This window comes from Maribacter sp. Hel_I_7 (assembly GCF_000688315.1).
Taxonomy (GTDB): domain Bacteria; phylum Bacteroidota; class Bacteroidia; order Flavobacteriales; family Flavobacteriaceae; genus Maribacter; species Maribacter stanieri.
In genome coordinates, this window is sequence record NZ_JHZW01000003.1 from 208,739 (window position 1) to 221,817 (window position 13,079).

Below are 13,079 nucleotides of genomic sequence, written 5' to 3' on the forward strand. Positions count from 1 at the left end.
TAGTTAAATTTGAAGGATTATATGAAGGCTACATTTAAAAAGTATCTCCTAAATTTTAAAAATCCGAGTGGCACATCTAGAGGTGTTTTGCGTACTAAGGAGACCTATTTTCTTTTTTTGGAAGAAGCGGGAGCATGGGGTGTTGGTGAATGTGGATTATTTAGGGGGCTAAGTTTTGACGATGTTCCTGAATTTGAAGAAAAGTGCACTTGGGTTAGCAATAATCTTGATTTAGGTAAAGTTGAATTACTAAAGCAGTTGCAAAATTTTCCAAGTATTCAATTTGGAGTGGAGCAAGCTTTTTTATCACTTCGCTCACAAGATTCTTTTCACCTTTTTGAATCTTCTTTTATAAATCATCAAGAGCCAATTTCTATAAACGGATTGGTTTGGATGGGTGATAAAGAATTTATGCATCAACAAATAGAGGATAAACTAAATGATGGTTTCTCTTGTATAAAAATGAAAATTGGAGCAATAGATTTCGATACTGAAATAGCATTGTTAAAATCTATTAGACAACGTTATTCAAAAGAAGCTATTGAATTACGGGTAGATGCTAACGGAGCATTTTCTCCACAAGAAGCTTTATCTAAGCTAGATGTTTTATCTAAACTAGATTTACATTCTATTGAACAGCCTATTAAGCAAGGGCAAATAGAAGAAATGAAAAAGCTTTGTAGCAATACACCTCTGCCGATTGCTTTAGACGAAGAACTTATTGGTATTGTAGATGTAACAAAAAAGGCAGAACTACTACAAACTATACAGCCGCAATTTATTATTTTAAAACCAAGTTTGGTTGGTGGTTTTGCAGGAAGCAGTGAATGGATTTCTATTGCAGAAAAGAATAATATAGGGTGGTGGGTAACGAGTGCATTAGAAAGTAATATTGGTTTAAATGCTATTGCGCAGTGGACAGCTACACTACATAATGAAATGCCGCAAGGGTTAGGCACCGGATCTCTTTTTACAAATAATATAGAGAGTCCGTTAGAAGTTGATAATGGAGGCTTGTTTTATAACAGCTCTAAAAAATGGAATAAGAATTTAATTGAAAGTTTATGTATATAGAACAAGCGTATAAAGGCCTAATTGATAGTTGGCGGTATATTTTGGGAATTGTTGGCATTGTAATAGTTTGGCAATTTTTAGGGGCATTTCCATTATTGGCTGCCTTGGCGACTAAAGAAGGAGGTATGTCTGCTATGATTAGCGGCAATATTACAGAAATGTCTAATGTGCTGGGCTCAAATACATTTTTGTTCTTCATGCTTTTAACTTTTGTGTTTGGATTGATAGCTGTTTTTTTAGTAGTAAAATTTATTCATAAACAATCACTAAAGAGTTTAACTACATCAAGAAAAAAAATAGATTGGAAAAGAGTTTCTTTTTCATTTATACTCTGGGCTACAATTTCTGTAGCCTTCATATTTTTAGATATTTATTTATCGCCAGAAGACTATGAATTTAACTTTCAGCTAGTTCCATTTTTAGTTTTAGCGGTTATTGCAATAGCAATGATTCCTCTACAAACCAGTATGGAAGAATATCTAATGAGAGGTTATATGATGCAGGGCTTAGGCATAATTACTAAGAATAGGTGGTTTCCTTTATTATTTACATCATTATTGTTTGGTATGTTGCATATCATGAACCCTGAAGTAGATAAGTTGGGGTATGGTATATTAATTTTCTACATTGGAACAGGGCTCTTTTTAGGTATCATTACATTGATGGATGAAGGCTTAGAACTTGCATTAGGTTTTCATGCGGCAAACAACTTAACGGCAGCGTTATTGGTGACTGCAGATTGGACTGCGTTTAGTGTAGATTCGTTATATAGAGATGTTTCAGAACCAGTTTTAGGCTGGGATATGCTAGTTCCTGTTTTTGTGGTTTTTCCGATACTCTTATTAGTTTTTTCTAAAAAGTATGTCTGGACCAATTGGAAAGATAAATTAACCGGTAAGGTGCTTTCGAAAGAAGAATTTTTCAAGCTTGAAAATCTAGACAATGGGTAAATCTTCTTTACACCCTAGTTTTGCTATTCATGGTAAAGTTCTTTCTCTAAACGATTTAACAGAGCTTAGTTACAGTTTTATAAAAGAAGGTGAACAGTTTGAAAAGCATATTGGTGAGTTTATTTTAGATTGGATAGATGACTCTCCAACTATTTCAGTGCAAACCTCCGGGTCTACGGGTACTCCAAAAACCATTGTTTTAAAGAAAGTACAAATGGAGAATAGTGCTTTGGCAACAGGCAGCTATTTTAATCTATCACCAAAATCTTCTGCCTTATTATGTTTGCCTGCTACTTATATTGCTGGTAAAATGATGTTGGTTAGGGCTATGGTTTTGGGCTTAGATATTCATTTTGTTGAACCTACTTCAAATCCGTTAGAAGATATAAATAGGTCTTTTGATTTTGGAGCAATGGTTCCCTTTCAAGTTGCTAATTCACTACCTAAGCTTTCATTGTTGCACAAGTTGATTGTTGGTGGTGCTCCTATTGCTACCTCATTGAGAAAGGAAATGAAAAGTATATCCAATGCTAGTTATGAGACCTATGGTATGACAGAGACCATAACGCATATTGCAGTTAAGCCCTTGAATAATGGTGTAGCAGAAGATGCACCTTTTTCTATTTTACCAGACGTTGAAATATCTAAAGATAACAGAGCGTGTTTGGTGATTAATGCGCCAAAGATTTCAGATGAAACTGTAGTTACTAATGATGTCGTTGAATTAGTTTCTGAAACTGATTTTAAATGGTTAGGAAGAATTGATAATGTAATTAATTCTGGCGGAATTAAACTTAGTCCGGAGCAGATAGAGTCTAAACTTTCAAATAGTATAGACCAGCCTTTTTTTATTGCTTCTTTACCAGATACAAAACTAGGGGAGCAGTTAGTCTTGGTTTTAGAAGGTACCGTGAAAGAGAAAGATGTATTGCAGAAAATTGCTTCAAGTACTCTTTTATCTAAGTACGAAGTGCCACGTCAAATTAAAACTATTCCTGTATTCCTACGTACGGATAGTGGAAAGGTTAAGCGGAAAGAAACCATGACCTTATTGAAGTCATAACTTCCCTCATTCTAAAGTAGGCTTCACTCATTTTTCGTTTTTTAAAATCTTCTTTCTTAATAGGTTTATTGCTCAAACTTTAAATCAATTATTATGAAAAATGCAACTTTCCTATTCTTTCTGCTTAGTAGTATGCTGTTGTCTTCGCAACAAGTTAAAATTAGTGGTACTGTTTCTGATCACGCAGGTTATCCTTTACCTGGTGCAACTGTAGTAGAAAAAGGGACTAATAATGGTACCCAAACCGATTTTGATGGTAATTATGAATTAACGGTTCAAAAAGGTGCTGAATTGACATTTTCTTATATTGGTTATAGATCACAAGCTATAATAATAAGGGATATTGCAGTTATCAATGTTTCGCTTGAGGAGGACTATGAAGCTTTACAAGAAGTAGTTGTATTAGGGTACGGCACTAGAAATTATAAATCAATAACTGGTTCGGTTTCTATGGTCAGTGGTAACCAAATTAAACGAACTCCAACCAAAAATATTAGTAGCATTTTGCAAGGCAAGGTAAGTGGTGTACAAATACGCAGTATGGGTTCAGAAGTAGAGAGAAGTAAAGGAAATCAAGTAAAAAGCCCTTTATACATTGTAGATGGTATACCCATTCAAAAGCAATACAATGGTATTGTTGAAAGTCTAGATAATAAAAATATTAAAAACAGAAAAGAACTAAAGGTTTCCGATGCAGAAAATTTATATGGACCACGTGCAAAGTATGGTTGTATAATATTACAAACCGTAAAAGGTAACTATGTTATAGAAGAGGATGAAAATTATGCGCGAATTACAGAAAATCAGTTTCAAAATGTCGACATAAATCCGTTGTCAACTTTTTCTATAGATGTTGATAAAGCAGCATATAGTAATGTTAGGAGGTTTATAAATAACGGAAAAGAAGTTCCGGTAGATGCAGTCAAAATTGAGGAAATGATTAATTACTTTGATTATGACTATCCACAACCAATAAATGAGCATCCTTTTTCTGTAAACACCGAGGTAGCACAAACTCCTTGGAATGTAGATACAAAATTAGTGCGTATTGGTTTGCAGGGTAAAGAATACTTGAATGAAGAATTACCAGCATCTAATCTAACCTTCCTTATAGATGTTTCTGGGTCTATGTCTGGTGATAATAAATTACCATTATTGAAATCTGCATTTAAATTATTAGTAAATCAGTTAAGAGAAAAAGATAGGGTTTCCATTGTTGTTTATGCTGGTGCAGCCGGTGTAGTATTAGAGCCTACATCTGGTAACAATAAAGAGAAAATCATGAGCGCTTTAAATAACTTAGAGGCTGGCGGTTCTACAGCTGGTGGAGAAGGTATTCAATTAGCGTACAAATTGGCAGAGAAACATTTTAAGAAGAGTGGTAATAATAGAGTGATATTGGCAACCGATGGTGATTTTAATGTCGGACTGTCTAGTGACAAAGACATGGAAGATTTGATTACAGAGAAAAGAGAATCGGGAGTGTTTCTTTCTGTACTAGGTTTTGGTATGGGGAATTATAAAGATTCCAAATTAGAAACTTTGGCAGATAAAGGGAACGGAAATCATGGTTACATAGATACCATGCAAGAAGCTCAAAAGTTATTCGGGAAGGAATTTGGAGGTACTTTATTTACCATTGCAAAAGATGTAAAATTACAGGTAGAGTTTAATCCTGCAAAAGTGAAATCGTATCGATTGATTGGATATGAAAACAGATTGTTGGCTGATGAAGATTTTATTGATGATACCAAAGATGCAGGAGAGTTGGGTAGTGGACATAAGGTAACTGCGTTGTACGAGATAGTAGAAGCAGGTGTGGCATCTGACTATGTTAAAGAAACACATGACTTAAGGTATACAGAGGTTGTATCAGGAGATAAGTTTTCCGATGAGTTGTTCACTGTAAAATTTAGATACAAAAAACCTGAAGGTAATAAGAGTATAGAGTTGGTTCATGTCCAAAATTCGAATACTCAAGAAATGTCAAAAGATTTTCAATTCTCTGCAGCTGTTGCTTTATTCGGTCAACAATTACGAAAGTCAGCATTTAATAATAAAGCTTCATTAAATGATGTCATTGTATTAGCAGAGAACGGTAGAGGTGTTGATAAAAACGGGTATAGAGCTGAATTTATCAGGTTGGTTAAAAGTATAAATGAGAAATTGGTAACAGACAACTATTGAATTTAACTAGAATGTAAAATTCTTTTGATTTTAAAGGAATAGGGTATTTCTAATGTGTGTTATTTTGTATTTTCAAGGCTTAAACCAAACAACACTCATGAAAAAACTATTCCTTTTTGTATGCCTAATTTTTATAGGGGAAATTAATGCTCAGCAAATTCTAAATGAAAAAGAAAGAGCGCAGGTGATTGATGAAATATTAGACGACCGTTTCAATAATTTGTTGCCTGAACTTATGGATGCCGCAGATTTAGATATGTGGGTGGTTATTTCAAGAGAGTATAACGAAGATCCTGTAATTAAAACTATGCTTCCCGCTACGTGGTTAAATGCGCGTAGAAGAACAATCTTATTGTTTTATAGGGATAAGGCAAAAAATAGTATTGAAAAGCTAGCCGTAGCTCGTTATAATGTCGGTAAGAATATTGTTTCTGCATGGGATAAGGAGAAAGAGCCAAATCAGTGGAAAAGATTAATGCAGTTGATATCCGAAAGAAATCCGAAGAAAATCGGACTTAATTATTCCGCAGATCACAATATAGCTGATGGTTTGGTAAAGACAGATTATGAAGAGTTCATGGCTAATCTTCCAAAAAAATATTCATCTAAAGTAGTTTCTGCACAAGAACTTGCTGTTCGTTGGATCGAAACAAGATCTGAACGCGAAATGGTTATATATGACCAATTAGTAGATATTACACATGATATTATTGCAGAAGCTTTTTCTGAAAAGGTAATTACACCTGGTGTTACAACAACTTCTGATGTAGAATGGTGGATGCGTCAAAAGGTAACTGACTTAGGGCTTGAAACTTGGTTTCATCCAACAATCGATGTGCAACGAAGTAAAGAGGAATTGGTAAGTCATTTATATTCATTCTCAGGTAGACCTGAGGATACGGTAATTCTGCCAGGGGACTTGGTACATTGCGATTTTGGTATCACTTATTTACGTTTAAATACCGATTGCCAAGAGTTAGCCTATGTCTTAAAACCAGAAGAAACATCTGCACCTGCATTTTTGGTTAACGGTTTAAAAGACGGGAATAAAGTGCAAGATTTTCTTACCAATAATATGATAACGGGAAGGACCGGGAACGAGATTCTAGCTAAATCACTGAGTGAGGCTAAAGGGGCAGGATTAAAGCCTTCCATTTATACCCACCCGTTAGGTATGTACGGTCATTCTGCAGGTACTACTATTGGAATGTGGGATTCTCAAGGTGGCGTAATGCGTGACGATGGTGAAAACTATCCATTAAATCCTAATACGGTTTATGCTATAGAATTGAATACTACTATTACTATACCTGAATGGAATAGAGATATCAGAATTATGCTTGAAGAAGCTGGTTTTTATGGTGAAGATGGGTTTAGATATGTTAATGGGCGACAGACAGAACTTTTATTAATTCCACGTGTAAAAGGGTATCAAGGTAATTGATTTTTGATATGTAGGTTTGTTTATTGCTTATGTAATAAAATTCTTATTTATTTTTAAGATAGTATTATTTAATTAGCTGTTATTCATATCTTTAAAAAGGTGTCTGAATAACAGCTAATTACATTTGTCTATGGTTCTTGAATTAAAACGCTATAAATATCTCTATTTCTTCTATTTTTTATGTGCATTAAATTTTAGTGTATTTGCTCAAGATCAGGTAAGAGGAGTTGTAATTGATTCTGATACGAAAGAGACGCTTCCATTTGTAAATATTGGTATTGTAAATAAAGGCGTAGGTACCGTAAGTAATTTTGATGGTAAATTTAATCTAGAGATAGATAAAACTAATTTTTCTAATTATGATATACTACAATTTTCATCTGTAGGTTATAAAACCGTACAGTTCAAAATTTCAGAAGTAAATTTTAATAATGCCCTGTTTCAAAAAATTGTTATGCAACCTGAAGCAATGCAATTAAATGAGGCGATTGTATCAGCTAAATTTTTAAAAAGTAAAAAAGATGATGTCGTTGGTTTTTCCTATCCCAGTAAAAACAAGTACGGGTATTGGAAAGGTGATGGTTCATTGGGTGCTGAATTGGTAACAAGAATAAGCGTAGATAAGAAGAAGCACTACTTAAAAGATTTTCATTTTTATGTAAACGAAAATTATTCTGATAGTGTATTGTTGCGCATTAATGTATATAAAGGTGGCACCATCTATCCTGAAGATAAATTATTGAAAAAGAACGTTACCAAAATGATAGGCAAATCTTCTGGAAAGGTAACCGTAGATTTAAAGCCGTACAACCTTATTGTAGATGAAGATTTTAGTATTGGTCTAGAATTATTGAAAGTATATGGTAAACGTGTGGGCTTGGTTTTGGCTGCGGATTATAGACCAAGCACATCTTACAGAAGATATGTGAGTCAAGGACAATGGAAAACGTTCAGGGGAGATGCAATGACTTTTTATGTAAATACTTCTACTTTGAGTGATGGTGACATTTCTCAAATATCAAATTATTCCAGAAACAAAACTCTTCAAAGTTCTTTTAAAACTCCAATAATAAATACCAACCCTATTAAAACGCATAGATCAATTACAGGTTTTGTTTTTAATAATGGTAAGCCTGTTGAAAATGCTACCGTTCAAATAACAGCGTCTTTAAAACAGACCCAAACAGACGCCTATGGTAGGTATACCATTATGGCACAAATAGGTGATGTCATTAGTTTTGATTATTTGGGTTTCGAAAAAGTGGAACGTACCGTATTGGAGACCATACATAATATCAACGTCACCATGAATGTGATGGTTGAAGAACTAGCAGGTGTTACTGTTACTGAAAGAGCGCGTTTAAAGAAAACCGAGGCAGAAATGTTCTCTGAGTATTTAACTAGTGATCAATTTGCTAAAACAGGTTTTGGTACTATTGATAAGAAAACAACAGGCAATGCTATAACTATTGTAAACGGTAAAGATTTAAACTTGGCTGGGGCAAATATTTTAGACGCTATAGATGGAAAGGTGCCTGGACTGCGTGTATTATGGGAAACTTATCGTGAAAAGTATGTTTTTATTCGTAGTTTCAGTTCAATTAACAATAACCGAAAAGCAATTTTTGAAGTTGATGGTATAATTTACGAAGAGGTGCCTTATTTTTTAGATGTTGCAGCAATTGATAGGGTGGCAGTAATACCAGGTTTGGCAGCTGCTACTAGATACGGACAAGTTGCTGCAGGGGGAATTGTAGCAATCAGAACTAAAGCGGCCGTTTACTCTAGAAAGCGGAGTGCAGAAAATATAGATCAAGCTAAAATTCGAAATAATGTTTATGAACACGATGCTATAAGTAAAGAGCAGGTGAATAAAAATTTACCAAGCTACCTTCAAGCTCTTTTTGCTAGTAATAGTTTTGAAGCGGCTAAAAAATTATACCAAAAAAATGAGAAGCTTTATAGTAGTTCTGCTTCGTTTTTTCTTGATGCCTATATTTATTTTACTGCCAATTGGGAGCAAGAAAAATTCAATAATGATATCATTTCCAATCATCAATCGTTATTTGAGAATAACATCAATGAAATGAAGGCATTGGCATATGCTCATCAGCGAGAAGGTGAATTTGAAAAAGCAAACAAACTATATACCAGCATTTTTGTAAAAAGACCTAATTATGCGCAATCGTATCGGGATATGGCGAATAGCTATGTTGAGGTAAATGAGGTACAAAAGGCAGCTAATCTTTATAGTAGGTACACCAAATTATTGAACGATTCTTTTCTAGTGGCAGATACAATAGGATTACATCCCGTAATTACAACTGAGTTCAATCACTTTTTAGAGCATAAAACCGATTATACCATAAGTTCAGAAGATTTAAAAGAAATGGCGGCTATGCGCGAAGGTACAGATACCCGTCTTCTTTTTGAATGGAACGATGATGAGGCTGAGTTTGACCTTCAGTTCGTAAATCCAGAAAATCGTTATTTTGTTTCTAGTACATCGTTAAACAATCAAAATGAATATTTTGGTAAGCCAGAATATTCATCTAGTAAAGAGTTCTTCCTTGAAAGTGATATTAAAGGAGAGTGGATTATAAATATAAATTATAAGGGGAATAAAAGCGGCTTGCCTACTTATTTAAAAGTGACTGCTTTCTCTGGCTACGGTACAGATAATGAAGAAAGTACTATTAGAATTTATAGGTTGTCTTTAAAAAATGTGAATCAAAACCTATTTTATTTACCGACTTTAGGGGTGGATAAGTTGAATTAATATATTCTTGATGTTTTTATTTCATAAAACTTTAATATGGTTTAATTTTTGATACTATAAATTAATGTAATCGTTAATAATATTTCTATGAAAAATATTCTGATTCTTCTAGTCCTAGTAACTTTTGTCACGAATATTCAAGCACAAAGTAATACTGTGAAAGGTAAGGTTACACAAATGGATAGTCCCTTGTCGAATGTTCAGATTTCTATAATAGATTCAGAAACTGCGACCAAGACAGATGCAAACGGGTTTTACCAGATATCAGCTGAGCCAAGAGATGTCATTCAATATACTTATCCTGGTCTAAATGATGTTCAAATTCTAGTTGAAGACGTTACGCGTATATTGAATATAGAAATGAGTCAGGAGATACATCAACTAGATGAGGTTACTGTAAAAGGTAGCAATAGAAAATCACAGAATGAGCTACAACAAGAGTATAGTTATAACCCAAATCTTATAAAAACGGCATATGGTATTCTAGATAGCGAGACTGCACCAGGCAAAATTAGATTTTTACAAGAAAATCAAATTAATGATGTTGGTATTTGTATTCTTGACTTAATGAAAAATGAGTTTCCAGGAGTAAACGTTGTAGGTGATTGCGTATATGGAGGTCTAATATATATTAGAGGGTTAAATTCCGTTAGTCAAGCACCACCTGCGGTTTATGATGTTGATGGACAGGTATTGACTCAAACTCCTACTTGGATAGCACCCGCTGCTATTCAACGATTGGCTGTTTTAAATAATCTAGCTATGACTACACGATATGGGTCTATAGGAGCTGGAGGCGTTATTGTGATTAACACTAAAGCTAGTGCATATTCTAGAACGGTAGATGGTAAACCTATTGATTATGCAAAAGTTAAAAATAATAAATATGATAATTCAGCGCTAAACACTGTTGATTTTAACGAAGGGAGACCAAACTATTTAATTGAGCTTTTAGGAGCTGGTACGGAAGAAGATGCTAAGGCTATTTATGCTAAACAAATTAAAAAATATAGTAGCTCTTTTTACTATGTTTTAGATGCCTACGATTATTTTTCTAATAGATGGAATAATCAAGATTTTGCTGATATGATTGTTGAGGATAATAAAAGCATTATAAGTAGTAATCCTATAGCTTTAAAATCTCTTGCATATATTTATCAAGCACAGGGACAGTTTAAAAAGGCAAATAAATTATATGAAGATGTATATACACTCAGAGCAGAATATGCACAATCTTATTTAGACTTGGCAAATAGTTATAGAGAATTAGGTTTAAATCAGAAAGCTGCAGCAATGTACATGCGTTATGATTATTTATTGGCAGAAGAATTATTGGAAAAAGAAGAACAAGTGAAAACCATTATGGATCGAGATTTAAATAATTTAATATCCTTAAAAGGCGCTGATTTAGTTTCAACAGATAGGGTGAATGAAATTAAACTTGATGATGATTTTAAAGGAACACGCTTGGTTTTTGAATGGAGTGATAGTGAGGCAGAATTTGAATTACAATTTGTAAACCCAGAAAAGAGATACTATAAAAGTAAGCATTCATTAGTTGCAAATGCTGAGAGAATTCAAAGCGAAAAACGTTCAGGTTTCTCTAGTGAAGAATATTTAATAGATGATACGCTTCGTGGTAATTGGTTGGTTAATGCTACGTATTTAGGTAATAAAAGTTTGACTCCTACATATTTGAAAGCCACTGTCTATTATAATTACGGTAGTGCATCGCAACGAAAAGAAACAAAGGTATTTAAACTTGGTCTACGTAATGTAAATCAGCAATTGTTTTCAGTATCAAATGCTGTAAGTATGGTTGCTAATTAACCCCAGTTTACTTTTCTAGGCAAAAAATATAACTGTTTATTTTTATAAATCTATATTGTAATAATCTCTCTAATATATTAGTTCGCATTAAACCTGCAAAACCCCCATATTAAAAGGCTTCTCGATAGGCGCATGGTCTGCAGCTTCAATACCCATTGATATCCACTTACGGGTGTCCTTTGGGTCTATAATAGCATCTGTCCATAATCTAGAGGCTGCGTAATACGGAGACACTTGATCGTCATATCGCTGCTTAATCTTATCATAAAGCTCCTTCTCTTTTTCTTCGGTAATGGTTTCACCCTTCTTTTTTAAAGATGCCTTTTCAATCTGTAATAATACCTTTGCAGCAGAGTTACCGCCCATTACAGCAAGTTCTGCACTTGGCCAAGCAACAATTAATCTTGGGTCATAAGCTTTACCGCACATGGCATAATTTCCTGCACCGTAGCTATTGCCTATTATAATCGTGAATTTTGGCACTACGGAATTACTTACCGCATTTACCATTTTTGCACCATCTTTAATGATACCGCCATGTTCACTCTTACTGCCTACCATAAAACCGGTAACGTCTTGTAAAAAGACTAACGGAATTTTTTTCTGGTTACAGTTAGCTATAAATCTGGTTGCCTTATCTGCAGAGTCAGAGTAGATTACTCCGCCAAATTGCATTTCACCTTTTGCAGTTTTTACTACTTTTCTTTGGTTGGCAACGATACCAACTGCCCATCCATCAATACGTGCATAACCGGTAAGAATCGTTTGTCCGTAGCCAGCTTTATATTCTTCAAAATCAGAATCATCAACTAATCGTTTAATGATTTCCATCATGTCATACTGTTCAGCTCTAGAGCTTGGTAGAATGCCATATATATCTTCAGGATTTTCTTTTGGCTTCACACCCTTCTTACGGTTGTATCCCGCTTTAGGGTAATCGCCAATTTTGTCCATTATATTTTTAATGGTATCTAAAGCAGCTGCATCATCTTTCGACTTATAATCTGTTACACCGCTAATTTCGCAATGCGTAGTAGCGCCACCTAATGTTTCGTTATCTATGCTCTCTCCAATGGCAGCTTTTACTAAATAACTACCTGCTAAAAAGATGCTAGCGGTTTTATCTACAATTAATGCTTCGTCACTCATAATTGGCAAGTAGGCACCACCGGCCACACAACTGCCCATAACCGCAGATATTTGGGTAATACCCATGCTGCTCATTACTGCATTGTTTCTGAAAATACGACCAAAGTGTTCCTTGTCAGGGAAAATTTCATCTTGCAGCGGTAAATACACACCTGCACTATCTACTAAGTAAATAATAGGAAGTTTATTTTCAATAGCTATTTCTTGTGCTCTTAAATTTTTCTTTGCGGTAATAGGAAACCATGCACCGGCTTTAACCGTAGCATCATTGGCTACAACAATACATTGCTTGCCTTGAACATATCCAATTTTTATAACTACTCCGCCAGATGGGCATCCGCCATGCTCTTTGTACATGCCGTCACCTACAAAAGCACCAACTTCTATTTGTTCAGATTTTGGGTCTAAAAGATAATCAACACGTTCTCTAGCTGTCATTTTACCTTGGTCGTGCTGCTTGGCTATTTTGGCTTTTCCTCCGCCTAAATAAACCTCATTAAGCTTTCTTCTAAGGTCTGATAATAACAACTTATTCCTATCTTCGTTTTGATTGAATTTTAAATCCATTCTATATAATTTCTTTTCTTTGGATAAAGATAAGGA

Annotated in this window: 8 protein-coding genes; 7 read left to right on the top strand and 1 reads right to left on the bottom strand. The window is 34.4% G+C overall.

The window, feature by feature from the left end:
• The first annotated feature begins 21 nt into the window (after positions 1 to 21).
• The 7 genes from P178_RS0112465 (at position 22) to P178_RS0112495 (ending at position 11,327) form a co-directional block, all read left to right on the top strand.
• On the top strand, positions 22 to 1,074 hold the full coding sequence (locus P178_RS0112465) for an o-succinylbenzoate synthase (RefSeq protein ID WP_027066529.1): 1,053 nt from the start codon (positions 22 to 24) through the stop codon (positions 1,072 to 1,074).
• A complete protein-coding gene (locus P178_RS0112470; RefSeq protein ID WP_027066530.1) occupies positions 1,065 to 2,024 on the top strand; it encodes a CPBP family intramembrane glutamic endopeptidase in 960 nt (319 codons plus the stop codon). The genes P178_RS0112465 and P178_RS0112470 overlap by 10 nt, the downstream gene beginning before the upstream one ends.
• A complete protein-coding gene (locus tag P178_RS0112475; RefSeq protein WP_027066531.1) occupies positions 2,017 to 3,087 on the top strand; it encodes an AMP-binding protein in 1,071 nt (356 codons plus the stop codon). Before P178_RS0112470 ends, P178_RS0112475 begins: the two co-directional genes overlap by 8 nt.
• 93 nt (positions 3,088 to 3,180) lie before the next feature.
• The gene (locus P178_RS0112480; protein WP_027066532.1) at positions 3,181 to 5,274 is read left to right on the top strand and encodes a VWA domain-containing protein; all 2,094 of its coding nucleotides are present in this window, start codon (positions 3,181 to 3,183) and stop codon (positions 5,272 to 5,274) included.
• Between the two features lie 97 nt (positions 5,275 to 5,371).
• Complete coding sequence (locus P178_RS0112485) at positions 5,372 to 6,718, top strand: M24 family metallopeptidase (RefSeq protein ID WP_027066533.1); 1,347 nt, start codon at positions 5,372 to 5,374, stop codon at positions 6,716 to 6,718.
• Positions 6,719 to 6,848: 130 nt separating this feature from the next.
• Positions 6,849 to 9,497: a carboxypeptidase-like regulatory domain-containing protein gene (locus tag P178_RS0112490; RefSeq protein WP_027066534.1), complete on the top strand. Its 2,649-nt coding sequence runs from the start codon at positions 6,849 to 6,851 to the stop codon at positions 9,495 to 9,497.
• Between the two features lie 87 nt (positions 9,498 to 9,584).
• Complete coding sequence (locus P178_RS0112495; RefSeq protein ID WP_027066535.1) at positions 9,585 to 11,327, top strand: carboxypeptidase-like regulatory domain-containing protein; 1,743 nt, start codon at positions 9,585 to 9,587, stop codon at positions 11,325 to 11,327.
• 87 nt (positions 11,328 to 11,414) lie between these two features.
• On the opposite strand, the gene P178_RS0112500 is transcribed toward P178_RS0112495, so the two are convergent.
• A complete protein-coding gene (locus P178_RS0112500; RefSeq protein ID WP_027066536.1) occupies positions 11,415 to 13,043 on the bottom strand; it encodes an acyl-CoA carboxylase subunit beta in 1,629 nt (542 codons plus the stop codon).
• Positions 13,044 to 13,079: the final 36 nt, after the last annotated feature.